25 protein-coding genes are annotated in these 26,399 nt (G+C 42.3%); 16 read left to right on the top strand and 9 right to left on the bottom strand.

The annotated features are described in order from the left end of the window. Positions 1-13 precede the first annotated feature (13 nt). Positions 14-730 (top strand): 16S rRNA (uracil(1498)-N(3))-methyltransferase, encoded by a 717-nt coding sequence (locus U9670_RS04640; protein ID WP_323841226.1) that lies wholly within the window; start codon positions 14-16, stop codon positions 728-730. A gap of 162 nt (positions 731-892) precedes the next feature. Here the strand turns inward: U9670_RS04640 and U9670_RS04635 are convergent, their stop codons facing one another. Then, a complete protein-coding gene (locus tag U9670_RS04635) occupies positions 893-1,705 on the bottom strand; it encodes a methyltransferase domain-containing protein (protein ID WP_323841227.1) in 813 nt (270 codons plus the stop codon). A gap of 211 nt (positions 1,706-1,916) precedes the next feature. Between U9670_RS04635 and U9670_RS04630 the strand changes: the two genes are divergently transcribed. The 6 genes from U9670_RS04630 to U9670_RS04605 all read left to right on the top strand — a co-directional run bounded on the left by U9670_RS04630 (position 1,917) and on the right by U9670_RS04605 (position 7,635). Further along, positions 1,917-2,813, top strand: a complete 897-nt coding sequence (locus U9670_RS04630) for a hypothetical protein (protein ID WP_323841228.1) — start codon at positions 1,917-1,919, stop codon at positions 2,811-2,813. 295 nt (positions 2,814-3,108) lie between these two features. After that, the gene (locus U9670_RS04625) at positions 3,109-4,149 is read left to right on the top strand and encodes an ABC transporter substrate-binding protein (protein WP_323841229.1); all 1,041 of its coding nucleotides are present in this window, start codon (positions 3,109-3,111) and stop codon (positions 4,147-4,149) included. A gap of 239 nt (positions 4,150-4,388) precedes the next feature. Continuing rightward, complete coding sequence (locus U9670_RS04620) at positions 4,389-5,402, top strand: ABC transporter substrate-binding protein (RefSeq protein WP_416381483.1); 1,014 nt, start codon at positions 4,389-4,391, stop codon at positions 5,400-5,402. A gap of 194 nt (positions 5,403-5,596) precedes the next feature. Beyond that, positions 5,597-6,544, top strand: a complete 948-nt coding sequence (locus tag U9670_RS04615; protein ID WP_323841230.1) for an ABC transporter permease — start codon at positions 5,597-5,599, stop codon at positions 6,542-6,544. Next, positions 6,544-7,338 carry an ABC transporter ATP-binding protein gene (locus U9670_RS04610; protein WP_323841231.1) on the top strand — a complete coding sequence of 265 codons (795 nt, stop codon included), beginning with the start codon at positions 6,544-6,546 and terminating at the stop codon, positions 7,336-7,338. The genes U9670_RS04615 and U9670_RS04610 overlap by 1 nt, the downstream gene beginning before the upstream one ends. Positions 7,339-7,356: 18 nt before the next feature. Beyond that, positions 7,357-7,635 (top strand): hypothetical protein, encoded by a 279-nt coding sequence (locus U9670_RS04605; protein ID WP_323841232.1) that lies wholly within the window; start codon positions 7,357-7,359, stop codon positions 7,633-7,635. Positions 7,636-7,859: 224 nt separating this feature from the next. Here U9670_RS04605 and U9670_RS04600 read toward each other — a convergent pair whose 3' ends face one another. Continuing rightward, entirely contained in the window at positions 7,860-8,423 is a 564-nt protein-coding gene (locus tag U9670_RS04600; protein ID WP_323841233.1) for a carboxymuconolactone decarboxylase family protein, read from the bottom strand. A gap of 472 nt (positions 8,424-8,895) precedes the next feature. Here U9670_RS04600 and clpB point away from each other — a divergent pair, with 472 nt between their 5' ends. Further along, a complete protein-coding gene (gene clpB / locus U9670_RS04595) occupies positions 8,896-11,469 on the top strand; it encodes an ATP-dependent chaperone ClpB (RefSeq protein ID WP_323841234.1) in 2,574 nt (857 codons plus the stop codon). 80 nt (positions 11,470-11,549) lie between these two features. Here the strand turns inward: clpB and U9670_RS04590 are convergent, their stop codons facing one another. From U9670_RS04590 to U9670_RS04565, 6 genes are all read right to left on the bottom strand, one after another. Beyond that, positions 11,550-12,332, bottom strand: coding sequence for a glutaminyl-peptide cyclotransferase (locus tag U9670_RS04590; RefSeq protein WP_323841235.1), 783 nt, complete (start codon positions 12,330-12,332; stop codon positions 11,550-11,552). Between the two features lie 188 nt (positions 12,333-12,520). Next, positions 12,521-14,503, bottom strand: coding sequence for a TRAP transporter permease (locus tag U9670_RS04585; RefSeq protein ID WP_323841236.1), 1,983 nt, complete (start codon positions 14,501-14,503; stop codon positions 12,521-12,523). A 37-nt stretch (positions 14,504-14,540) separates the two neighbouring features. Then, the gene (locus tag U9670_RS04580; protein ID WP_323841237.1) at positions 14,541-15,062 is read right to left on the bottom strand and encodes a DUF1850 domain-containing protein; all 522 of its coding nucleotides are present in this window, start codon (positions 15,060-15,062) and stop codon (positions 14,541-14,543) included. Between the two features lie 2 nt (positions 15,063-15,064). After that, on the bottom strand, positions 15,065-16,084 hold the full coding sequence (locus tag U9670_RS04575; RefSeq protein ID WP_323841238.1) for a TAXI family TRAP transporter solute-binding subunit: 1,020 nt from the start codon (positions 16,082-16,084) through the stop codon (positions 15,065-15,067). Between the two features lie 198 nt (positions 16,085-16,282). After that, the gene (locus U9670_RS04570) at positions 16,283-16,621 is read right to left on the bottom strand and encodes a cell division protein ZapA (RefSeq protein WP_323841239.1); all 339 of its coding nucleotides are present in this window, start codon (positions 16,619-16,621) and stop codon (positions 16,283-16,285) included. An 87-nt stretch (positions 16,622-16,708) separates the two neighbouring features. Then, entirely contained in the window at positions 16,709-17,062 is a 354-nt protein-coding gene (locus U9670_RS04565) for a hypothetical protein (RefSeq protein WP_323841240.1), read from the bottom strand. A 296-nt stretch (positions 17,063-17,358) separates the two neighbouring features. On the opposite strand from U9670_RS04565, the gene U9670_RS04560 reads away from it, so the two are divergent. Next, the gene (locus U9670_RS04560) at positions 17,359-17,991 is read left to right on the top strand and encodes a UPF0149 family protein (RefSeq protein WP_323841241.1); all 633 of its coding nucleotides are present in this window, start codon (positions 17,359-17,361) and stop codon (positions 17,989-17,991) included. Positions 17,992-18,054: 63 nt separating this feature from the next. Continuing rightward, positions 18,055-19,029 carry a riboflavin biosynthesis protein RibF gene (gene ribF / locus U9670_RS04555; RefSeq protein ID WP_323841242.1) on the top strand — a complete coding sequence of 325 codons (975 nt, stop codon included), beginning with the start codon at positions 18,055-18,057 and terminating at the stop codon, positions 19,027-19,029. 169 nt (positions 19,030-19,198) lie between these two features. On the opposite strand, the gene U9670_RS04550 is transcribed toward ribF, so the two are convergent. Beyond that, positions 19,199-20,887 carry an NAD+ synthase gene (locus tag U9670_RS04550; protein ID WP_323841243.1) on the bottom strand — a complete coding sequence of 563 codons (1,689 nt, stop codon included), beginning with the start codon at positions 20,885-20,887 and terminating at the stop codon, positions 19,199-19,201. Between the two features lie 326 nt (positions 20,888-21,213). On the opposite strand from U9670_RS04550, the gene U9670_RS04545 reads away from it, so the two are divergent. The 6 genes from U9670_RS04545 (at position 21,214) to U9670_RS04520 (ending at position 26,291) form a co-directional block, all read left to right on the top strand. Further along, on the top strand, positions 21,214-21,465 hold the full coding sequence (locus U9670_RS04545) for a hypothetical protein (RefSeq protein ID WP_323841244.1): 252 nt from the start codon (positions 21,214-21,216) through the stop codon (positions 21,463-21,465). A gap of 80 nt (positions 21,466-21,545) precedes the next feature. Beyond that, positions 21,546-22,961: a type IV pilus biogenesis protein PilM gene (pilM, locus tag U9670_RS04540; RefSeq protein ID WP_323841245.1), complete on the top strand. Its 1,416-nt coding sequence runs from the start codon at positions 21,546-21,548 to the stop codon at positions 22,959-22,961. After that, on the top strand, positions 22,958-23,611 hold the full coding sequence (locus U9670_RS04535; protein ID WP_323841246.1) for a PilN domain-containing protein: 654 nt from the start codon (positions 22,958-22,960) through the stop codon (positions 23,609-23,611). Before pilM ends, U9670_RS04535 begins: the two co-directional genes overlap by 4 nt. Further along, the gene (locus U9670_RS04530) at positions 23,608-24,285 is read left to right on the top strand and encodes a type IV pilus inner membrane component PilO (protein ID WP_323841247.1); all 678 of its coding nucleotides are present in this window, start codon (positions 23,608-23,610) and stop codon (positions 24,283-24,285) included. The genes U9670_RS04535 and U9670_RS04530 overlap by 4 nt, the downstream gene beginning before the upstream one ends. 43 nt (positions 24,286-24,328) lie before the next feature. Further along, positions 24,329-24,922 (top strand): pilus assembly protein PilP, encoded by a 594-nt coding sequence (locus U9670_RS04525; protein ID WP_323841248.1) that lies wholly within the window; start codon positions 24,329-24,331, stop codon positions 24,920-24,922. 28 nt (positions 24,923-24,950) lie between these two features. Further along, complete coding sequence (locus U9670_RS04520; protein ID WP_323841249.1) at positions 24,951-26,291, top strand: type IV pilus secretin PilQ; 1,341 nt, start codon at positions 24,951-24,953, stop codon at positions 26,289-26,291. Positions 26,292-26,399 lie beyond the last annotated feature (108 nt).

The following is a 26,399-nucleotide window of genomic DNA, read 5'->3' as shown; positions in this document are numbered from 1 at the left end:
TAGGAAAACTAAGATGAATGTCTTATTGTTAGGTAGTGAATGCTTTAATGGTGATACAGCCGTCATCACAAATGCAGGGCAAATTTTGCACATTAAAACCGTATTAAAAGCCAAAATTGGCGATGTTTTAAAAATAGGTCAGCTTGGTGGCCATTTGGGCATTGGTGTATTGGCTAAATTGAGTGATTTTCAAGCGGTGTTTACCAATGTTGTGCTGGACAAGTCGCCACCTGCCAAACTTGGCGTTACTCTCATGCTTGCTTTGCCACGCCCAAAGGTGTTAAGACGGCTTATCATAGATATGACAGCCATTGGGGTTGATCACATCATTTTAATCAACAGTGTCCGTACTGATAAAAGCTATTGGGGGTCGCCCCTGCTTGGTCGCCTTGATGAGTTTATCATAGAGGGATTGCAGCAGGGTGTAGATACGATGGCCCCAAAGATTACCCTTGCTAAGCGTTTTAAACCTTTTGTTCAAGATAGCTTGCCAGCTCTTATCACGCCAAATCGTGCGGTGGTGTTTCACCCCTATGATTCTCAGGGTTTTGGTGAATTTTGTGGTAAAAATGACTTGCCTATTTTTGTTGCTATCGGTGCAGAGGGCGGATTTGTGCCATATGAGATTGAGCTATTAAGGTCAATTGGTGTTGTCTCTGTGGCTTTGGGCGAGCGAATTTTACGCACCGAGGGTGTGGTTAATGCGGTACTTGGTCGCTATTTATTATGATGATTAACAAAGATTTTAAATCTTGATGACGGCAAATTGGTGTATGGTTAGAACGCTATTTATGGCAAATATTTTGCGGCAAATATATTGAACCAACCATTAGAATTTGGCGACAAATTTTTGGTTGGCTTGGCGTGAATCATAACACCAAGCCCAAGCCGTTTAAGGCGATGAACGGTTTTTACCTGCCAAAATGTGCAAATACCGCCCCATCAGACGAAATGGCATGACTTGTGAATATTTTAGCTCCATTTCAATGACGGCATCATCATTATTTAGCCCACCACGCTTTAAGGGCGTGTAGTCTGAAAACACCCGAATGCCAGAGTGAGCATAAACGGTATAACCGTAAGATGACAGCCAATGTTCGACCGTGTTGTTATCAACAGGGCTGTTTGGTGTCAGGCTGTTGTTGTCGGCAGGTTTTGGTTTATCGAGCTGATAAAAGTTTCCCATAATCAGATTGCGATAAACCAGACTAGCAGGGTTATAAAAACACAGCGAAAGCACACCATCATCTGCTAAAAACTCATCAAAAAAATCCATGATTTGTTCAGGATTGCCAAGCCATTCAAGTACGGCATGACATAAGATAAGATCAAATTTTTCACCTTTAATGGTGCTTGGTAAATCTTGATAAGGGCAAGTGATGAAGCGAAGATTTGCCAGATTTTCATCACAGGCAGTCTGGCGTGCCTTGTTTAGCATATTGGCAGAAATGTCGTTGATGGTGCAGTGATGAGTTTTGGCAAGTTGTAGGCTAATCTGAGCAAGTCCTGCACCAACATCAAGTATTTTTAAAGGTCTGCCAAGTTTTTTGCCAAGCTTTGCTGTCATCTTGTCAATGTCTCGGCTGAGTACGGCCAAGCGGATTTGTCCTTTTAGACCGCCATAGATTTTTTTGGCAAAGTGGTCGGCAATGCAGTCAAAATTGCGGTCGGTGGGTGTGATGATTGGTGTAAAAATTTCATTCATGATGTTGTCGCATTTTGGTAATAATGGCGAATATTTAACAAGATTTGGGTTTGAATTGGGTTTTTGTCTGGGTTTGTGCTCAAAAAGTCGTGATGGCTGTGTTATTGCTGTGTTATAATAACAAAAAGTATATCGGACGGACTTTGTGTGTATTTTATCATAAAGCAAAGCTGTGCGGAATTGTTAAATTAAAAAAGCAAATAGGTATTTTATGAGAAAAATCAACGCATTAAGATATGCTGTGAGTGCATCTTTGGTGGCTGTGGTGCTGTCGGCATGTGGCAATAAAGAGGGGCAGTCTGCTGAGCCAGAAATGGAAGTTGCTGAGCCTGTGGTTCAAGAGATTCAGGTTGTCTGTGATGAGCCAAGTTTGCGTAACCGTCTGGTTGATGCTCTGCAAGCAGGCTTGCTTGACAGTGCTTTGATGGCGATTCAAAACTACGATGATGCCATGCGTTTGGGATTGGAACAACAAGTTCGTCAAAAACTTACCGAGGTGAATATTGACCTACAAAATGTCGCATCGTCTGGAGCGACTTGTAGTGCTGATGTGCATTTTACCTTGCCTGCTCAAACCATGACTCATGCCAGTCAAGCCTTTAAAAAATCGGGTCTTGCACCGCTTGATGAGCAAGCCGCTGAGATTGGTTCGGCACTCATTGGTAATAATCGATTGATGACCAAAGGTTTTTCTTATGCCATTGAGGACAATAGAGCCTTGCTCGATTCGGATAATGCAATTCTTGATTTGGTGGCAGATACCATTGTGGCATCAACGCACAGCATGGCACGCCAATCACGAACTAATGCTCAAAATGCACCAGTTCGCTTAGAGCCAGTTGAGCCAATTGCCACGCCACGAGTTCAATCGTCAGAAGAAGCGGTAAGAGAGCCACAAGCTCGTGAGCATGAGGCTTTTTTGCCACCAACAGAAGGTCGTTCACCAGTTGATACGCCTGCCAAAAACAAGCCAAAAGCTGAGGCTAAACCAAAAGCTGAGACCAAGTCAAAAGCAGAGTCAACGAAAACCGAATCTAAGCCAAAACGCAATCATGTGGCAGATGAAAATGTTGAGCTGACCATTGTTGAAAGCAATGAAACTTACTGATATCAGCCAATATCATTTTAATGATTGATTTGACGACCCCAAATTATATGCTTAATTTGGGGTTTTGATGTATTTACTAATCATGATAAAAAACGCTGACAAATGCGGTATAATGGCAGGCGGTCTTGGCAATTGCAGGCAAATTAATCAAAAAATATCGCCATTTTATCAAAAACTCATGTTGAGACTTTATTAATCGCTAAGCCAAGACTGCTTAGTACCCAAGTATTAGCACAACGGAAAAATTAATAGTGTCGAATTTGCCCAATTTGGCAAATTCCTTTTGGAGAAAAAGATGCAATATAATCCTGTTCTTAAGTTATCAGCTTTTATGCTGTCAGCATTCACCTTATTTGGTTGTAACCAAGAAAAAAAAGTGGATACTGCCGATTCTGCCAAGGCCGAATCACAAGCTGAAATCGCCAAAGACTCAAAAACCATCGCCATCAGTGCCATTGTTGAGCATCCATCGCTTGATGACATTCGTCGTGGCATCATGTCAGGTCTTGCAGATTTGGGTTATAAAGATGGTCAAAATTTAACAGTGAATTTTCAATCAGCACAAGGCAACATGGCAACCGCCAGCCAAATCGCAAAACAATTTGCCTCAGAAAACCCAGATGCAATAGTTGCCATTTCAACACCAACTTCCCAAAGTCTTGCGGCAGCAACCCAAACCATTCCGCTCATTTACACTGCTGTTTCCGACCCTGTGGCAGCCAAGCTCATTGACAATAACGGTGTGGCTACTCAGGCTAATATTACAGGTTTATCAAGTCAGTTGCCTCTTGAACCGCAGATTGAGTTATTTACCAAGGTAAAGCCAAATGCCAAACGCATTGGGTATGTGTACAGCCCAGGTGAGGCCAACTCGGTGGCCTTAAAAGACCGCTTAAATGAACTCTTGCCAAAATACGGCATGACGCTTGTGGATATCCCTGCCAATCGTTCAGCAGATGTGGCGGCTGCAACTCGTGCGTTGGACGGCCGTGCTGATTTGATTTATACATCGCTTGATAATAATGTCGCCTCAGCCATGGAAGCGATGGTTCAGGTGGCAAATGAGCTTGACTTACCCATCATCGCCTCAGATGAATTTTCGGTGCGTCGTGGTGCGGCGGCTGCTCTTGGTGTGAATGATTTTGATTTTGGTGTGGTAACTGCCAAGCTTGTTGCAGGCGTGCTTGATGGTAAAAAACCTGCTGACATCAAGCCTAGTATCATGAATGATTTGACGCTGTATATCAGTCCAAAGCACGCTTTAGAACAGGGGGCAGCCTTGGTTGATGAAATCAAAAAAGACGCCATTGATGTAGATGTAGTGCCTAAAAAATAATGATTATTTGATTGTCAAAACATCTGTTTTTGTTTAAATTTCATCATAAAAACACCCCAAGGGTTTAGTTGCAATCTGTGGGTGTTTTTTGTGGCTCATTGGTTAATTATTGGAATATCCAATAAATTAAATATTTTTTCAATATATGATTGAAATTTACAAATATTTTGTTTATGATGAATGATATCTTATTAAATTTTCGCTCTGTGAGGCGTCATCTTAAAAAAATGGAGAATGTTATGTTCAACCCCAATCGCATGAATGGATTTTCAAAACTGCTGGGTATGACTTTGTTGGGTGCTGTCTTATTTGGTTGTGGTGATAATAAAACAGCAAGCACGCCAGCTGATACCGCCACAGAAACAAAAACAGTTGCCATCACCGCCATCGTTGAGCACCCAGCACTTGATGCGGTTCGCAAAGGTGCGATTGAAGAGCTGGCGGCGGCAGGTTATAAAGAGGGTGAAAACTTAACGGTCAATTTCCAATCAGCACAAGGCAACATGGCGACCGCAGGACAAATTGCCAAGCAATTTGTGGCAGATACGCCCGATGTCATTATTGCTATTGCTACGCCATCAGCACAGGCTGTTGTGTCAGCGACCAATACCATTCCTGTGGTTTTTTCTGCGGTAACCGAGCCTGTTGAGGCCAAATTGGTTAGTAAGCTAGATGGCTCTGGCACCAATGTTACAGGTGCTTCTGATGTTTTACCACTTGAACCACAAATTGAGCTGATTAAAGAGCTTTTGCCAAGCGTGAAAAATATCGGTTTTGTGTATAGCCCAGGTGAAGTTAATTCAACAGTTGCCCTAAAAAACCTAAAAAAGATAGCACAAATGCAAGGTTTAAATATTGTTGAAGCCCCAGCACAAAAATCTAGTGATATTGCTATGGCTTCCCAAAGTTTGGTTGGCAAAGTAGATGTCATCTATACTTCAACAGATAATAATGTCATTAATGCTTATGAGGCCTTGACTCAGGTCGCCAAAGAGGCCAAAATTCCATTGGTGTCTTCTGATCCATCAGCGATTGAGCGTGGTGCGGCAGTTGCACTTGGTGTGAATTATCTGGATTTGGGTCGTGAAACAGGCAAAATCACTGCACGCATCTTAAAAGGTGAAAAAGCAGGCGACATTCCTGTATATTCATCACAAAAACTTGACTTGTTGGTGAGTAAAAAATACGCTGCCGAACAAGGCATCAGCGTGCCTCAATCTATCATTGACCGTGCCAGTAAAGTGGCTGAGTGATTGTGTTGGTTCGTGGTACAAACCAATCTTGTTAGATTTTATGAATGACATGAATAAATTGATGTATTGATTGGTTCTTGTGATGGCTGCATACAAAATAGCCATCACGATTGTTAAAATGTTACAATAGGATAGTTGGGCACACACCGCAATTTTTTTGGTGTGTGTCTTTATATTCAGTTTTAGGAATACTTATGTCGATGATTGCCTTTTTTGGGGCGTTAGAAAGTGGCTTGATTTATGCACTGATGGCGTTGGGCGTGCTTATCTCGTTCCGTATTTTAGATTTTCCAGATTTAACGGCAGACGGCAGTTTTCCGCTTGGCGGTGCGGTGGCAGCGTTGGCGATTGTCTCGGGATTTAACCCTTGGTTGGCTTGTATTTTTGCCATGATGGCAGGCATGATGGCAGGCATGGCGACGGCATTGCTCAATGTCAAGCTGGGCATTTTGCATTTGCTGGCGGGTATTCTTGTGATGACAGCACTGTACTCGGTGAACTTACGAATTATGGGTGCGCCAAATCTATCATTGCTTGGTGAATCCACTATTTTTAGCATCTTTACTGATGGCACTAATGGCGTATGGGTGCGAGTGGTTGTGGCACTGTGCGTGGTTGTGGTTGTTAAGCTGTTGCTGGATTGGTTTTTTAGTACACAAATCGGTCTTGCCATGCGTGCTACTGGCTCAAATGCCAAGATGGCACAAGCACAAGGCATCAATACCTCGGCGGTCATCATACTTGGTATGGCGATCAGTAATGGCCTGATTGCTTTATCTGGAGCACTATTTGTACAGACCCAAGGTGGTGCTGATGTATCGATTGGTATCGGAACAATTGTGATTGGCTTGGCGGCGGTCATTATTGGTGAGACAGTATTGACTGCCAAGCGGATTTTTTGGATTACTTTATCGGTGGTTATTGGTGCAGTGTTATATAAGTTGTTCATTCAGATTGCCTTGTCTAATCAGACTTTGCGTAGTGTTGGGTTTGGACCCCAAGACTTAAACCTAGTAACGGCACTTTTGGTTGTGATTGTGCTGATGTTGCCAAAATATCGTTCAAAAGCCTTGTATGTCTTGGGTTTTGGTAGAAATACCCAAAAAGACTTATCGAAAAGTAGGTCAAAGGAGACAGCCTAATGATGACCGCAAACGATTTATACTTGACCTTTAATAAAGGCACGCCCATTGAAAACCCTGCTTTACAAGGTGTTAGCTTAAATATTGCCGCTGGTGAATTTGTTACTGTCATTGGCACTAATGGTGCAGGAAAATCCACATTTTTAAATACCATTAGTGGTGCATTACGCCCAGATTCAGGCTCTATTGTGATTGACGGCAAAGATGTTACAAAGCTACCCACGCATCAGCGCAGTCACTTGGTCGCACGAGTGTTTCAAGATCCAATGGCAGGCACTTGTGAAGCGTTGACGATTGAAGAAAATATGGCACTTGCCTTTAAGCGTGGCAGTGTGCGTACTTTGTCAGCGGCACTTAATCAAAATAACCGTGAAATTTTTCGTGAAAAACTGTCTGTATTAAAATTGGGTTTGGAGAATCGTTTGACTGATCGCATGGGCCTGCTTTCTGGTGGTCAGCGTCAGGCAGTGAGTTTGCTGATGGCAAGCCTACAACCGTCCAAGATTTTGCTACTAGATGAGCATACTGCTGCCCTAGACCCAAAAACAGCCGCCTTTGTGCTAGAATTGACCGACACAATCGTCCACGGCAGTAAGCTTACTGCCATGATGGTTACGCATTCCATGCATCAGGCGCTCACGCATGGCACTCGTACGGTCATGCTACATCAGGGTAAAGTGGTGCTTGATGTGTCAGGTAGTGAGCGATGTGGCATGACGGTTAATGATTTATTGGAAATGTTTGAACGAACTCGTGGTGAAAAAGTAACAGACGATTCGCTGATTTTGGGTTGATGAACCAGTAGGATTTTTATGAACAAACGACTTGCCAATGTCTTATCTTTGACGCTGTTTTTTGTTGGCGTGGTGGCGGTTGCCATCAGTATCACTCAGAATAATGGCTATGCTTATCATGCTTTTGCATTATGTGCATTATTGTCGGTGTTGGCTGACTTGATCAGTATTAAATCAGGCAATAAGATGGCGACTGCCACCGTGGGGCAAAAGCGTTTTGTGTTGATGTTTCAAATTATTGTTTGGGCGATAGGTTTATGGCTGATCTACCACTTTAAGCTGTTTCATCCAAGTTAAATCTTTATGAATACTCATCGTTCATCATTACAAGTTTTGTATCATTTAGGCCTATATTCAATGTGATGAGATGGTTTTGTGATGTCAATACAAAAGACAAAAGCTCTTTAATAAAAAAATACCAAAATTAAAAAAACCTGCCATGTCAGCAGGTTTTTTTAATTTATTTAATAAAATCATTTGGATCAAATGATGATTGAATTAATTTTTTTAATCGGTTTTAATCAGGCTGAACGATTTGGAGCAAATGCCATCAATTCTGGGTTGATGTCTGTTTGTGCGACGGTATTGGCATAATTGCACAAAGTGGCCAGTGCTACACCCATGATGACATCTAGGACATTTTGGTCATTGTAACCTGCCGATTTAAAAACAGCCAGCTCTTCGTTAGAAATCTGACCACGCTGATCAATAAGTGCCATGGTAAATTGTGCCAATGCTTGGTATTTGGCATTCTCGTCAATATTAGTACGAGTGCGTAAAGCCTCGACCACTGCTGGCGACATTTTTAGACGAGACTCGGCAATTTTAGTGTGTCCTGCAATACAAAAATCGCAACCATTATGTACGGCAGCGGTGATCTGTACAACTTCTATTTCTTCTGGGGTCAGAGAGTTTTTGCTGTTGAGTTTACTTACTTCTTGATACATTTCAAGAGCTTGTGGCGAGTTTGCCAGTACACCGATCAGATTGGGGATAAAACCATTGGCTTTTTGTACTGCTTCTACACGCTCTTTGGCCTTTTCTGGGGCGGTGTCTAAGGTGTGTAAGGTCAGACGAGTCATCATTTTGCTCCTATTAAAATTCATGCTTGGTTGTGATGGTAATATTAAGATATTGATTTAATTAGATATTTTATTAATTAAGGTTCATTATTTTTTAGTGATTTTATTTAAGCCATTTAAGTATGGCAACTTTGTTAATTAGGTTATTTGGTATTTGCTATTTTTAATCAAATGTTTTAATCAAATGGCTGTGATGGCATATACCAACAAATTCATACCAAATTTTTACTATTTTACGCTACTATTTTGCTCCACTAATTTCCACTAATTTTGTGCCATCAATCTATTATAGGAATTGTTTAAGAAATTACAAGGTCTTTTAAAAAATTTATAATTTACCATTACAATCAATAAGTTACAAAATTTTTGGCATAATGAAAAAAAACTTCATTGAAAAAATTAAATTTGTCAAGCATATATTTGGCATCTGGGGAAAATATTTTTCCCATAAACAACGAATGGGTGAAAAAATAATATGAATTTTGATAAATTGACTCAAAAAGTACAAAAAACCTTGCAGGCCGCCCAAGCTCTTGCGGTGGCTCGTGATAATACCGCCATCTTTGCCGTGCATTTGTTGTCTGCGATGATTGAAGATGAAAGTTGTTCGTCCATGCTTGTTCAAGCTGGGGCGGATTTGGGTCGGGTACAAAGCGAGCTTGCTGGTAAACTAGAAGCACTGGCAACGCTGGCCACACCAACAGGTCAAGCCAATCTTGCACCTGATTTGGTGCAGGTCTTGAATTTGGCACAAAAATTTGCCGATAAGGCGGGTGATGAATTTGTGGCAAGTGAATGGCTGTTGTTTGCCATGATGCAAACTTCTGATACCAAGACCATTTTAGAAAAATCGGGTGTGAACGCCCAAAGACTTCAAGCAATTATTAATCATATTCGTGGGGGAGATACCGTGAAAAACCAAAATGTTGAAGATACCAGACAGGCCCTAGAAAAATACACCATCAATTTAACCGAGCGTGCCCGTGATGGCAAATTGGACCCTGTAATTGGGCGAGATGATGAAATTCGCCGCACTGTGCAAGTCTTGTCTCGACGCACCAAAAACAATCCTGTTTTAATCGGTGAACCTGGTGTGGGAAAGACCGCCATTGTCGAGGGTTTGGCTCAGCGTATTGTTAATGCAGAAGTGCCTGACAGCCTAAAAAACAAAGAAGTATTGTCGCTTGATATGGGTTCGCTCATCGCAGGTGCAAAATATCATGGTGAGTTTGAAGAGCGTCTAAAAAGTGTGCTAAACGACCTAGCCAAGCAAGATGGCAATGTCATCTTGTTCATTGATGAGCTACATACGATGGTTGGTGCAGGTAAGACAAGTGGGGCAATGGATGCAGGCAATATGTTAAAGCCTGCCTTAGCACGAGGCGAGCTACGCTGTGTGGGGGCGACAACTTTGGACGAATACCGTCAGTATATAGAAAAAGACCCTGCATTGGAGCGTCGTTTTCAAAAAGTATTGGTTGATGAACCAAGTGTTGAGGATACGATTGCAATTTTGCGTGGCTTAAAACAACGCTATGAGTTGCATCATGGTGTGCGTATATTAGACAGTGCCATTATTGCTGCTGCTAAAATGTCGCATCGATATATCACTGATCGTCAATTGCCTGATAAAGCGATTGATTTGATTGATGAGGCGGCAAGTCGTATCAAGATGGAGCTTGACAGCAAGCCTGAGGTCATGGACAAACTGGATCGTAGAATCATTCAGTTAAAAATGCAACTAGAAACAGTAAAAAACGATGATGGTCAAAGTGCTAAGTCTGAGATGGCACATCTAGAAAGTCAGATTGCTGAATTGTCCAAAGAATACAATGATTTAGAGGAAGTTTGGAAGGCAGAAAAAGCTTTGGTTGCAGGCACAAAAGATATTCAAATAAAACTAGATCAAGCTCGTATTGCGTTGGAAAAGGCTCAGCGAGAAGGTGATTACACCGAAGCGGGGCGACTACAATATAGCGTGATTCCAGAGCTACAAAAACAGCTTGAACATGATGAGATGGCTGATGATACCGAGCCTAAGTTGTTGCGTGATAAAGTGACCGATAAAGAAATCGCCGAAGTTGTTGCTGCCGCTACTGGCATTCCTGTTGCCAAGATGATGCAAGGGGAGCGTGAAAAAATGCTGGCAATAGAAGATAAATTGCACGATCGTGTCGTTGGTCAAGATGAGGCGGTTAAATCCGTTGCTAATGCTGTGCGTCGTAGCCGAGCTGGCCTTTCTGATCCAAATAAGCCTAGCGGTTCATTCTTATTTCTTGGGCCTACTGGTGTGGGTAAAACAGAGCTGACCAAGTCATTGGCAAATTTTTTGTTTGATGATGAAACGGCGATGGTGCGTATTGACATGAGCGAGTTCATGGAAAAGCACAGCGTGAGTCGTCTGGTGGGTGCACCACCAGGCTATGTGGGATATGAAGAGGGGGGTGTTCTGACCGAAGCGGTACGCCGCAAGCCATACAGCGTGGTGCTTTTTGATGAGGTAGAAAAAGCACACCCTGATGTGTTTAATATTCTGCTGCAAGTCTTAGACGATGGTCGTTTGACGGATTCACAAGGGCGTGTGGTGGATTTTAAGAATACAGTAATCATCATGACTTCAAATCTGGGTAGCCATAGCATCTTTGATATGGCAGGAAGCGACTATGAGGACATCAAATCCGCTGTGATGGAATCGGTAAACGCACACTTTCGCCCAGAGTTTATCAATAGGATTGATGAAATTGTCGTGTTTCACCCACTTGGGCAAGAGCAGGTGGCAGGTATTGCAGATATTCAGCTTGACCGTTTGCGTAACCGCCTAAAAGAGCGTGATTTGGGTCTGGTTCTGACCGATGAAGCGATGAGTGAGTTGGTCTTGGCAGGCTATGACCCTGTGTTCGGTGCTCGCCCCTTAAAGCGTGCCATCGCCCAGCAAATTGAAAATCCATTGGCCCAAAAGCTTTTGGCAGGTGATTTTGTTGCAGGTGATACCATCTCGGTGAGTGTGGATGATGGTCAGCTTGTGTTTGAAAAATTGCGTTTTAGCTAATTTTTGGTTTCATCATTTAAAAAAGCAGGTTGTCAGACCTGCTTTTTTTGTATTTGTAGGGTGGATTGAACCAGCAAACACTAGGGTAGCTCAACCTCAAAAATCACAGGATAAAACTTACCTGTAATATAAAATCGATCATTTTTGATGTGGGCAATGCCATTTAGGACATCTATATTTTGTTGTACCCTTTGGTTGAGATGGGTGCTAAGCAGGTTGCTGACATCATAAATTTGGGAGATGTTTCCGTTTTTTGGGTCTATCTTTATGATGAAATTGGTCTGCCAGATGTTGGCGTAAATAAAACCATTGGCAAATTCCAACTCATTGATGAATTTGATGTCCTTTCCATGATAACGCACTGGTAGGGTGCTAATGAGTTCAAAGGTTTGGGCGTTTCGGATTTGTAGTTTTGATGTGCCATCAGACATATAAAGACGGTCGTTGGCATCATCATAAGCCAGCCCCCAGCCTTCTGTATCGTAGTGTTTGGTGTGTATTGGTCGCAAATCTTGTAAGCTACGCAAAAACGCTGTGTTTTCACGCCATGTGAGCTGCCAAATGCCGTAAGGGGTAACTGTTGCTCCTTCACCAAAAAATTCAGCAGGCAATGTGTCTTTGATTGTATAGCGTTGCGTCGCTAAATCAAAAACCCCGATGAAAGACTTGCCATAAAGACCTGTTGCCATGAGTAGCTTGTCGTCTTTTATCACTTCAAAGCCCTGCACAAAAGCATTTTCGTCGCTGTCATGAATGGCAATGAGAGTGGGGGCTGTGATGGTGGCGTGGGCAAATTGTAAAAATAAAACAAATAAGATGGCAATGATTTTAATATTGCTATGGCGTAAAAAATATCGTAGCATATAAGATGATAGGTAAATTAATAAAAAAAGTTGTCTGCGAATAAAAATACCTCATAATAAACCAAGCGTCAAGCAAATTGTTGATAAACTCTGATTGACAAAAGGGCGTGCGATTGGACTATTAAACAAAAAACCAAGCCTAAACTTGGTTTTTTGTTTTTTGGTGCTGTGGTCTGATCATTTGATGATTAAATGGTGGCGTGCTTGGCAGAGCGAGTATTGAGTAAGACAATCGCTGACACTATAATGATGCCAATGATGTCGGTTGTGGTTTCAGGCATAATCAAGCAAAACGCACCTACCGAGAGAGCCAGTCTTTGCCAGATGGGCATCAGGGTTTTAAAGTAGCCTTCAACAGCAGCAGACAAAGCAAGCACTCCGATGACTGATGTTATAGTAACACTGGCGATGATGTGCCATGCTGGCATGGTAAATTCTTTAGCCGTAACAGCAATGCCTGTTGTATCAATCATCATCATGTTGGGGTTATAGACAAACATGAATGGTACGATAAATCCTGCTAGGGCCAGTTTGAGCGATTGCCACCCAGTTTTCATGGGGTCTCCACCAGAGATGCCTGCTCCAGCAAAGGCGGCCAGTGCTACTGGCGGTGTGATGTTAGCAAAAATACCAAAATAAAATACAAACATATGAGCAACGATCACAGGTACATCAAAGTTGGCAAGTGCAGGTGCTGCCATCGTTGCTGTGATGATGTAAGCGGGGATAGATGGCAGACCCATGCCAAGCACCATTGATGCCAGCATGGTCAAAAATAGTGTTAGCAATAATGAGCCTGCACCCAAAGCCACGATTGATGAGGTCATCACCATGCCAAAGCTTGTTAAGTTTACAACACCAATCACGATGCCAACCACTGCACAGGCAACCATAACAGACAGTGACTGCTTAGCACCATCGATAAGTGCTGCGATGATATCGGCAAACCCCATGCGTGTTTCAGGACGCAACCAGCTAACAACAACAGTCATGCCAATCGTGTAGGCTGCTGCATAGCCAACAGGCATGCCTTTGCTTAGTAGATATACCAAAAATACAATGGGTAAGAGCATATGCCCACGAACTTTTAGAACCGCTTTAACTCTTGGCAAATCGGCTTTTGGAATGCCTTTTAGGTTATTTTTGCCAGCACGAAAATGCACTTGGGCGACCACACCTAAATAGTAGAGCAAGGCTGGTAGTACTGCTGCAAGGGCAATGGTACTGTATTTAACGCCTGTGGTTTCTGCCATAATGAATGCTGCTGCACCCATAATAGGAGGTAAAATTTGACCACCAACAGATGCACTGGCTTCGACCGCACCTGCAAAGTTTTTGTCATAACCAACTTTCTTCATCAGCGGAATGGTAAATGCACCTGTGCCAACGACATTGGCAACCGCAGCACCATTGATGGAGCCCATAAAACCACTTGAAATGACAGCCACTTTGGCAGGTCCGCCTTGCTTATGCCCTGCCAAGGCGAGTGCTAGGTCGTTAAATAGTTGCCCCATGCCAGAGCGTGCTAAGAATGCACCAAATAAGATGAATAGAAAAATAAAGGTTGCTGATGCACCGATGGCGGTAGAGAATATGCCTTCGGTTTTTAGGTATAATTGCCCAAAAATATCACCCAAATCATAAGGTCTGGTTAGTAAGCGATTTGGCATAAAATCCATATGGCTGATGAATGGGTAAGCCAAAAAGATAAGTGCAAATACTGGCAGAACCCAACCTGTGATGCGTCGTGCTGTTTCAAGCACCACCAACACGGTAATGACCGAAAAGACAATGTCTATACTGTTTGGTATGCCACCACGCACAGTAACGATGTCTTGATATTGCCATAACAAATAGCCTGCACTTGTCAAAGAAGCACCCGACCACAGCCAATCAAAGATGCCAATCTTATTGCGAGCAGATTTTTTGGTGGCAGGATAAATCAGAAAGATCAAGGCGGTGCCTACTGCAACATGAATGGAGCGTTGCAATAGTTCTGGCATGGGGTTAAATGTGATGTATAAATGAAAAATTGAATAAATGACAGCGATGACAGCGATAATGTGATTGGTCATCTTGTTAAGCCCATTGCGAGTGACTGACTCACGGTCATATTTTTCTAAAATTTGTTGGGTATGGTCTGGGCTGGTGGAGGTTTGGTTGTTATTCATGATGCTATCCATGTGATATTAAGGTGTCATGAGGCGATCAGCTTGGTTGATGAGAAAAGGTTTGGCAACTGTCAATCTGCACGCTTTGCCAAACAGTCAGCCGTATTGGTTTTATGACGACAGTGCTTTGGTTGCTTACAATTTGGTGAATTGGCAAAACATTGGGCGTGCTTTGAATGGCGTCGCCTAATAAAATCTCGCCTTGCATATTGGTTGAAACAAGCCAGTTGAGTGTCTCTACTGGTATATCAAGCCGTTTGCCAAGATAGCCTTTGGGTGCAAGCGTAGGTTTGCCTGTGCTGGGTGTGCCAGCACCAAAGGTTTGTAGATAAGCTTTGGTCAGGATCAGTTTGGGAAAATCTAGCTGATACACTTCCTGCCAGTATTGTTTCTCAACAGAATGTTGCCATTTTAGGCTAAATGTACTGGGTAATTTGCAAGTGATGTTATCGCCAAATACGACAGGCGTACTTTTTATTGGCATAAAAAACATAAAAATAGCCACAGCAGCCGCCATGACTGACACGACGGCTGTTTTATGACTGAGGCTAAGAGGCATATTTATTTGGTAGCAACTTCGTCATAGTAGCGTTTGGCACCTGGGTGTAGTGGTGCGACCAAGCCGTTTTGAGCATTTTTGATGCTGATGTCAGCAGCGGCCTGATGAGCATTTTTGAGTGAATCTAAATTTTCAAAAAAGGCTTTGGTCAGCTTATAAACATCGTCATCACTCATGTCAGAGCGTACTACCAAGGCGTTTAAAATGGCTGCTGTTGGTACGGCACCGCTATTGTTATAAGTGCCAGCTGGGATATCCATTGGGATAAAGAAAGTTTTGGTTTTGGCGATTTCATTGAGCTTATCGGCAGGTATGCTAACAATTTGTAAATCAAAGCCTTGTTGTAGCTCCATCAATGATGAATTTGGTAGTCCGCTGGTCAAAAATGCTGCGTCCAGTTTGCCTGATTTTAGGCTGTCAGCAGCTTCTGCATAACCTAAGTAGTCAGCAGTAATGTCATCATAGGTCATGCCAAAGCCTTCGAGTAAGGCACGAGTTGCCACTTCTACGCCAGAGCCTTGGGCACCTACGGCGACACGCTTACCTTTTAAGTCTTCAATAGACTTAATGCCTGATGCACCAGATGCAACAATTTGCACATAGTTTGGATATAAACTGGCGATTTGTGAGACATTATCAATTTTGGTCTTAAAGCTGTTTTGACCTTGTACTGCATCGCTTAATGCATCACTCATCACAAATGCCATTTCAAGCTTTTTTTGTGCCAGTAGATTTAGGTTTTCAACCGATGCACCTGTAGTTTGAGTTTTGGCATTTGCACCAAACAGTTTGGCATAGTGGTCGGTTAATGCTGTACCAATGATATTGTAAGGGCCAGACGCACCGCCTGTACCAACGGTAACAAATTTGGTTTCTAGCTTGTCATCGGCAGTAGCAACTTGGGTTTGTGGTTCATTGGCAGTATCAGCGGTCTTGGTTTTGTTGCCATCGCAAGCAGACAAAGCAAGGGTGCAAAAACCGAAAGTGGCAGATAGTGCCAAAGTTTTGAAATTTATGGTCATAAGACATATCCTTATAAAATCAATAATATAAAACCAATAAAAAGTTAAACCGTCTTGATGGTAAATTTAACCAATCTGCCATCATTTGTCAATAACAATCGGCCATACAATGTCGCATAGATTATAGATTTATTTTAAATATACAGATTGGGCAAGCATCAGATTGTGTGTCAGATGAATAAGCATCTAGAATTTATGTCATCTGAGTATTGATTTTGCGTCTTTGTTGATTTTTTCAAGCAAAGCAGCAGCCTGAGTGGTTGTTTGGGTGCGTAGCTGAATATCATTTGTCAAAAACTGTACTTGGTCATACAAATCTAGGCAAGCAAGGACCAAAAGCTCTTCATTGTTGAGCATTTTGCCTTTGGTGGCTTGGCGAATCTCTCGGATTTTTTCGTTAAGTTTGTCGGCATTGGTTTCAAGTGATTTGATGCGATCAATGGGGCAAATGATGCGGTGTGGCGTGCCTGCGATACTGATATGAACTGGTTTGAACTCGGTGGCGTCTTTGATATTTAGGTCATTGTGATTGGTCATGGCGTATCCTTAATTTTTAATTTTGCTAAAATGCTAATAGGTTGTGTTATGGTCAGTGCTGTTTACCAACATTGCTAAAAGCTGGTACTAATTGTCAATTTTAGCAAGCCACTCTTGAATGATTTCAGCACGCGAGATGGCAAGTTTGTTTTTATCTTTCAGTTCTTGGTTGTGTGCCAAAAGTGTTTGATTTTTTTCAATCAATTCTTCGATTTGTGCTTGTAAGGCATTGCGAGATTGTTCAAGGCCATCTGCTCGCTTGGTTTGTTCTTTTAAATCTTGTTCGGCTTTGTCTAGATTTAGCTGTAAATTATGAATGATGGCGGGGCTGTCATCATTGGCAAGTTTGTGTTTGAGATTGGCAAGCTCGGTTGCTGTAACATTGTGCTGTTTTTTTATCTCTAAAATGTTTTGTTCTAGCGTTTGCAGCTGGCTTAGCATGGTGATTCCTTGAAAACTTAAAATAAAGTATGAAAATATGAAACTGATTCATTTATAATGATCATATTATCGCTGTCATGATGTGTGCTGTCAAATGATATTTTGCATAAAAATTTTTCTTAAAAATGATATAATACATTGATTTGGATAAATTTTTATCATAAAAACGAGGCAGTTTTTGTCATTTTTCTTAATATCAATGTTTGCTTACTTTGTCGCTGTTGGTGAATGGGGTTGGCATTGATTGGTATTGCATAACAAATCTAAGTTTTAAGTTCTAAGTTAGGAGATTGGGTGTGAGTGATTTTTTGTCAGGTTTTGATGATTGGGCGACTGCATTTGACGGTTGGTCAGATGTTTCTATCAGTGAATTGCATGGCATCATGACAGGCGTGATGACAGCGTGCAATGCACCCGATGAAGCAGGCTGGGCAAGACTACTAGAAGAGCTGAGCTTTGAGATGCCAAGCGATACTGCACTACAATTGCTGACTGAATATGGCGAAGATGTGAGTTTTGCCCTAAAAGATAAGGACGATGCTTATGATTATGAACCACTTGTACCAGATGATGAGCATGATTTGCATGAGCGTGTGCTTGCTCTGAAAGATTGGGCAGGTGGCTATATCACAGGGCTTGGCGTGGCAGGTGTGGTACTCACCAAAGAAGAACAAGAAGTGGTTAAAGACTTATCAAAAATTGCTGCCATTCGCCTAGATGATACAGAAGACTTTGATGGTGGGGAAGAAATGTGGTTGCATTTGTTTGAGTTTGCACGCATGGTTCCTGTCAGCCTATCAGTGCGAAAGCGTATTGATGTGATGAGTCTGCCGATCATCAAGGGGCTAGATATTAATGCTAAGACTGCTTGGGAGATTGCCAACGAAAAAGATGGATTGTTTATTGATGCAATGGCACAAAAACAATAATCAAAACCGCCAAATTTTGATGGCAAATATGCTAAAATGGTTTTTTTATCATCACATAATATCATGCAAATCATTTGTCTAAACCCTGCCAACCCTGCCAGCCTACCCCCGATTGCCTTGACAATTGGCAATTATGATGGCGTGCATTTGGGTCATCAGGCGATGCTTGGTGCCCTTATCAAAGATGCACAGGCAAGAAATTTGGCAACGGCAGTGATGGTATTTGAGCCCCAGCCTAGGGAATTTTTTTGTCCTGACGATCCACCGCCCAGATTGGCAAGCCTGTCTGAAAAAGCAGAGATTATGGCTGCGACTGGTATCGATTATCTGATCGTTGCTGAGTTTAATGATGAGTTTCGTTCGCTGTCAGTTGATGATTTTATCCAACTTTTACACTCTTTAAATGTCCAGCATTTGGTGCTTGGTGATGATTTTCGTTTTGGCTATGGCAGATTGGGTGATACTCAGTTGCTCGCCCAATCAGGGTTGGGCGTGAGCAACTTGGCGACTGTATTTGATGATGGTGTACGCATCAGCTCAACAGCGGTGCGTCAGGCATTGATGGATAATGATTTTCTCCTTGCCAAGCGACTTTTGGGGCGAGATTATGCCATCAAAGGTGTGGTAGAACATGGCGATAAGATAGGTCGCACGCTAAATTTTGCTACTGCTAATGTCGCCTTAAATCGTCCAAAGCCTGCTTTGTGGGGAATTTATGGTGCGGATATTTTTGCTTATCAAGATGATAGAGTGATTGACTTGTCATTACTTGGTAACCAAAAAGGCATATCAGGTGTGGCAAAGGGCAGTCTATGGGGTGCGGTCAATATCGGCACACGCCCAAGTGTCAATGGTGTACAAAACCGCCTAGAAGTGCATTTGCCAAACTTTTCGGCGGATTTATACGGTTTGACCTTAAAGGTGGTTTTTCGCACTTTTTTACATGGTGAGAAAAAATATGCAAACCTAGATGATCTAAAGCAGGGCATCGCTAAAGATGTGGCGGATTTGCTTTTGTGGCGTGCAAATCAGATTTGATAAGTCATTTAAATCATTGCTGTGGTTGTTTTGCCTTTGTGGCTTTGTTGCATGGTCAAATCGTCTATATGTTTGGCAGCAAAGCAAGCAAGAAAAGCAAACAAGACTGCTCAAAGGTAAGTCAAAAGTAAAAAGCACCGCTTACTGACGGTGCTTTTTGTACAGACAATTAAAACGACCCAGTAACTGACCAGCCGTTTACAAGCGGATAGCGTCGTTCACGACCAAAAGATTTTTTGCTGATTTTTGTGCCAATGGCTCCTTGTCGGCGTTTATGCTCGGCATTATCAACCATATGCAATACCTTTTCAACAAGTGAGGGCTCAAATCCTGCTGCACAGATTGCTTTGTAGCCCAAATCTTCATCAATATACATACGCAAGATGGCATCAAGCACTTCATATTCTGGCAAGCTGTCTTGGTCTTTTTGATCTGGGCGTAACTCGGCAGATGGTGCGCGTGTGATGACTCGTTCTGGAATGACAGGATCATCTTCTAGGCGATTTCGGTAGTTGGCAAGGCGGTAGACATCGGTTTTGTAGACATCTTTTAGCATGTCAAACCCGCCCACCATATCGCCATATAGCGTAGCATAACCGACCGCATTTTCAGATTTATTACCTGTGCTGACAACCATATGACCAAACTTATTGGATAAAGCCATTAAAATATTGCCACGAGCACGAGCTTGCAGGTTTTCTTCAGTGTTGTCAGGCGTGCTGTTGGCAAGTAGTGGGGCAAGTGTTGCACGCATGCCCTCAACCGCATCATGAATTGGACATACTGTGTACGAAACATTTAGGCGTGCAGCTTGGGCAGCAGCGTCTTCTAAGCTCATGTTTGAGGTATAGTCATAGGGCATCATTACGGCATACACTTTGTCCGCACCTAAGGCATCAACCGCAAGACACAGTGTCAAGGCACTGTCAATACCGCCAGACAATCCAATAATCACGCCCTTAAATCCCGAGCGATTGACATAATCACGCAGGCCGACAACAAGTGCCTGATACATTTCAGATTCTTCAGACAGTACAAGAGGAGCTTTTATTTGTTTATCAAAGGTCTTGGTATTTGGGTCAAACTTCGCCATGATCAGCTGATTCAAAAATCTTGAACCTTCATGAGCAATAGCACCGTCCGCTTGCATGATGAGTGACCCACCATCAAAGACAATGTCATCTTGTGCGCCGACTGTGTTGGCATAGATGATAGGAAGGCTATTAGTTTTGGCTTGTTGATGCAATAACGCTTGACGCTGTTGCTGTTTGCCCACCTCAAATGGCGAGGCATTGATGACCACAACAAGGTCGGCACCTTCTTTTTTGAGTGTGCGAATGGGTGCCTCATGCCAGATGTCTTCGCAGATCAGCAATCCTATCGTTATGCCCTTGTAGTCAAAAAGTACCTGATTGCGACCTTTGGTGAAGTAGCGATGTTCATCAAAAATGCCATAATTAGGTAGGCACTGCTTGTGATAAAATCCTTTTTGACTGCCACCTTGTAATATGGCAGCAGAGTTGAATGTACCGTGCTGGTCAATATGTGGGTATCCTAAGATGATGACAATGTCCTCAACTTTGGTCAGCTCGTCCATGGCAAATTTTACACGCTCTGCCAGTGTTGGGCGAAGTAGCAAATCTTCTGGTGGATAGCCGATGAGTGATAACTCTGGGAAAATGACAATGTCCGCACCTTTGTTTTTAGCATCAATTGCCAACGCACTCATTTTTTTTACATTGCCTGCGATGTCCCCAACCCAAAAGTTGGTCTGCATGATGGCAAAAGTAATTTTACCCAGTGGCGTATCTGTACTTTGTATAGACATTTCTTGGTTATTGGTTGTGATTTTTGACATTTTTATAATTCCAAATGATTTAAAATTTAAAAAGTGTTATCTTGGTTAATCGCCATGAATCATTGGCGTGTTGGGCAAATTCCATATTTGCACTTGTGCCAAATCCTGTGTTTGGTTTAATGATTAAACTTCTTTTGTAAAATAACTCGGCACACTCTTAGTAGTATAGCATAAAATTCACTTTTTGGCGTTTTTTGGCATCGCTTGCGTGTTTTGTGGGGGATTTTTATGCTATATTAAGATGGGGTTATCAATCGTCAGATGGCGAATGTTATTTTTAAAAAGTTTGATAAGTTTGTGTAATTGATATTTTGGTTGAAGGTCTTATGTTTGCTTTTTTTATTAATGTCATCATCATCTTAATTGCGATGAAAATTTTTTTCAAATTCATGTATCCAAAGCCGCCCAAAGCATTTTTTCCAAAACAAGGCGATGATACAAGCCTGCGTACTTGCGATTATTGTGGGCATTCACTTGCCACTTATCGTGGGATTTTGCAAAATGATGGCGATGGTCAGTGGTTTTTTTGTAATGATGAGCATCAAAATGCTTTTCAATTTAAAAAAGACCAACGATGATATGGATACACGGCAAAACAGTCGGCAAAACGACTGATAAAATCATCAAAATGTTTTAAAATTATGGGTGTGAATGTCTCGTGGGTCGATGGTTTGAGCGTATCTTGGATTGGCTGAGCTTTTGGCGGCCAAATGACAATTTGATTGGCATAGAGCTGGACGCACTGTCGGTGCGGACGGTTGTACTTACTCGCCATTTGGGAAAATTTCATGTCAAAAAGTGTGCCATGGAATATGTTGATGGCGATGATGTGGCTGCTGTGCAATTGGCGTTATCCAAACTGCTGACAAAGCAAAGTATTGATAGAGGTCGGGTGGCGGTGGTGTCATCTGCACCTGTGATGAGCCGCATGATTATGCTACCAACAGGTCTAAGTGATGATGAGATTGATGTCCATATTCGTCTAGATGCACACAAGCACATTCCTTATCCGCTTGATGAGGTGAATTTTGATTTTTCGGTAGTCAGCGATGATGGCAAGCAAATGCAGGTGTTGCTTGTGGTGGTGCGCACAGTGGTGATAGATGAGTGTGTGAATCTTTTGGCATCTTGTGGGCTTGAAATCAATGTGTTTGATGTGTCTGAATTTGCATTATCTCGTGCACTTTTGCTAACGATAACAAGTGTGCATGGTCGTGTGTTGGTTGTACACATGAATGATGCTAAGATTCATGTGTATGCTGTCCATATCAACAATGATGGTGATTTTGAAGGCTTTGATTATCGTCAAGAGTACCTAAGGGCAAGTCTAAAGCCTTCAATGCAGTCGCATGATGTGGCAGATGAATTGGGCGAGATTTTGACATTAAATCCATCTTTGAATGATGAAACAAACCAAGAGGACACCACAATTGATACTAAAACTAAAGTAAGTGATGACATGGGCGTAAGTAATGGCGGAGAAATTACTGGCATGGGTTTTGATGAATTTTTGGCGATGCACAGCAAGCAATATGTTGCACAAGACCAAACTCATGAGAGTACACACCTAAGCATCACCCAAATCAATACCCAAATCAGTGATGGCGATCATGTTGCTTGTGGAACTGTCGCCCAGCCAGAAAATTGTGCATTAACATCTTATGAATCAATCGCTACGCATCATCATGTAAAGAGCAACAATGACTATGCGATTTGTTTTAATGACTTAAATGACTGTGATGATGAACCAAATGATGATTTGGGCAAAAAAACCGAACACATGACGATGGGTGCTAACGCCAACAATATCAATCATGCCGATGATGTAGCAAGTATTCAAAAGGTGGTAGATGCCTATGAACTTGGTACACAATCAGCGGTTGATGTGGTGGTGTTGTCAGGCTTGGTAGATGAGAGGCTGGCAAGTGCACTATCGGCAAAAACTACTAAAACGGTGCTGTTGGCCAATGCTTTTGAGGGTATGAGTTTGGGGCGGATTGATGTTTGTCTTGCACCAAAAATGATGATGGCATGCGGTGCTGCCATGCGAGCTGATGTGGGTGGTATCGCATGAATGTACCAATGATAAACTTGTTGCCATGGCGACAGCTTCGCCAAATTCGTCAAAATGCACAATTTCGTCGTGCATTCTTGTTGGTGGCGGTTGGAGCTTTGGTATTGGTGTCAATGATTTATGCTTATCAAAAATACAGACTTGACCATCAACAGGCCATCAATGATGGTATTAGGCAGCGTATGGCGGCGCTTGATGATGATATTGCCCGTATTGCTACCTTTGAAAACGAACAGCAAGAACTAATAAATAAAGCAAATAGTATCAATAATTTGCGGTCAAATCGAATGATGATGGTGCAATTTTTTGAACAGCTGGCAGATCTAAGTGACGGTTTGGTTTATTTTACACACATCAATCATGCAGGCGAGACATTGACCATGACAGGCGTATCCAAAAATTCTACTACTGTGAGTCAATTTGCTCAAAGACTGAGTGCTGATATGTCAGATACACCCATGATGAGTGATGTGCTAGTAACCAGTTTGCAACAGTCATCTGAGGGTCCTTGGGTGAGTTTTGTGATGACAGCTCGGCTAAACTTAATGAGCGATGCACATAAAATAAAAAATCATGATACGGACAATCATGCAGCAACGCTGGGTGAGGATTTGTCATCTGGTGCGATGAATATGGAGAATAATCCATGAATCATCAGTTACCAGATGATCGTCCAGACTTTGACAAGTTTCGTCAGACATGGCGTCAGCTCGGTGAGCTGACTGTGGATAATTTTGGTGTAGCACCTGCTTGGTTAAGAGTACTGGTGCTTGTCATGTTGGCGGTATTTATTGCACTGTTTGGTTGGTTGTTGTTCATCAAGCCAATCATGCTTGAAAGACATTCGCTGGTTGTCCAAGAAAATACTTTGATTGCACAATACGCTCAAAAATATACCAAAGCAGGGCAATTAAAGGCAGTTGAGTTGCAGACGCAAGCACTGCATCATGAGCTGACTGACATTACCGAACAGCTACCAAATGCTTTTGATATGAACTCGCTGATTGAGCAGATTCATGCGTTAGCGATACGCAGTGGTGTACAGGTGGCTGATGTCAAAACAGGTGTACAAAGTGAATCGCCGATGTTTTTTGAGCGCAGAGTAAGTCTGGTTTTTATTGGTAATTATCATCAGCTTGGGCAAATGTTGGCCGAGCTATCGTTATTGCCCATACCGCTTACCTTTCATGATTTTGAAATGACCAAACTTACCCAACATCAAGCTGTCAGCGAAATTCGTCTCAGCATTCAAGCCAAGACTTATCGAGCTAAGAGTAAAAAAGAGCTGGAAAAGAGGGCTGACAATACCAATGATGCCAATTAAAAATTTGCAACTGATCTTCATACTGATGGTATGTGGCATAAGTATGGCAGGTTGTCGTCAATCAACTGTCAGTGATGAGATTGATACCAAAGTTGCTGGCATTCATGCTGTCAGCACACCACCGCCTGCTGTCAGACATCTTGATATGGTGGTCAAAAAGACACACTATCAGGCAAAAAATAACCCTTTTGTTTCACCGTTTTATGTTGCCAATTCAGAACGCCAAACCGATTTAAAGACGCAGGCACAATCAGCAAATACAAGTGCTGAATTGGTAGGCAATCAAATGCCCAAAACCACTCAGAATCAAAGGCAAGAAAATGCTGTGGTTGCGGAAGTTGTTTTTGGCAAAAAGGTTTTGGTAAACCCCAATCGCTCACGCCAAATGCTTGAAAAACATTTGTTGTCATCGTTAAAATATCAAGGTCGGATAGAACAAGATGGTCGCCTGACGGCATTACTTATCGGCCCTGATAAGGTGGCGTATCCTGTGCATATTGGTCAATATGTTGGGCAAAATCATGGTAAAATCATACATATCGACCGTGAGAAAATCACCGTCGCAGAGGCGGTAGTGCAGGCAGATGGGCAATATTATGAGCGGTTGGTGCAGCTAAAATTTGTTGGTAATGAATAGGTTATGATGAATTTGGATTGGTCGGATAATGAATATCATAAAAATACAACTGGCAATAATACTCATGCTACTGCTGGCACCCAAAGCATTGGCCAGCGAGCCCTCACAAAAAAGTTACCAGGGTAAACGCATTTCAATAGAGTTTCAAGATATGCCTGTGCGTACAGTCTTAGATGTGTTGGCACACGCAGGAGAGGCAAACATCGTGGCAAGTGATGGTGTAACGGGGAATATCACCCTGAGACTCAATAATATTCCATGGGAACAGGCCCTTGATGTCGTTGTTGATGCCAAGCATCTTATCAAGCATGAACAAGAGGGTGTGATTCGTATTTCGTCGGCCGATGAGCTTGCACAAATCAGCCAAAGACACGCCCAATCACGCCATCAATCTGAGCAATATTTGCCTTTGCAGACTGAATATATTCACATCAATCATGCCGAGGCTAAGGATATTTTGGCACTCATCACTCATAAAAATGATGGCGACGGCTCGACCACCATGCTTTCTAAGCGTGGCATGGCCAATGTTGACGCACGCACGAATACACTCATCATTAAGGACATCAAACCTGTTGTTGATGATATTTTGGCACTTGTAACTCGCTTAGATGTGCCTGTGCAACAAGTGATGATAGAAGCAAGAATCGTCAGTGCTAATGATGGATTTAGTCGTGAATTGGGGGTAAGTTTTGGTTTATTATCAAACGCCAAGCACTTACAAATTGGGGGCTCTCATGCGTCGCTTTGGGATATGCGTCGCTCTGGGGATCTGACCAATAAAATCACACGCCCAGCTAACTTATCGGTCAATTTAGGAGCGACCAACCCTGCAGGCCGTATTGCTTTTGGTCTTATTAATTTGCCCGATGTACTCTTGGATTTGGAGCTGTCTGCCATGCAGGCAAACCGCCTTGGCGAGGTGATTTCCACACCAAAGGTCTTGACTGCTGACAAACAAACGGCACGCATTTCGTCAGGAATGCAGATTGCTTATCAAGAAGAAACCTCTAGCGGTGCAACCAATGTCGCATTTAAAGAGGCGGCACTGGTGCTTGAAGCCACGCCGACCATCACCTTAGATGGTAAAATTCATTTAAAACTTAATGTTAAAAACGGCACGCCTGTAACCAATTTGGGGGTGATCGCCATTCAAGAAGATGCTCTTGAAACCAATGTCATAGTTGATGATGGACAAACGGTTGTCTTAGGTGGCATCTATCGACAGACAAATCATGCAGGCGTGACCAAAGTACCATTTTTTGGTGATTTACCAGCTGTTGGGCACTTATTCCGTCAGGAAAATCGCACCGACAGAAAAGAAGAGTTGCTGATTTTTGTTACACCAAAGCTGGTGCCAATTCACTAAAATTATTCAAAAATTATTCAAAAATTATTCAAAAATTATTCAAAAATTATTCAAAAATTATTCAAAAATTATTCAAAAATTATTCAAAAATTATTCAAAAATTATTCA

The sequence above is a fragment of the Moraxella tarda genome (assembly GCF_035181405.1).
Lineage (GTDB): Bacteria > Pseudomonadota > Gammaproteobacteria > Pseudomonadales > Moraxellaceae > Moraxella.
This window is presented reverse-complemented; position numbering and strand designations above follow the sequence as displayed.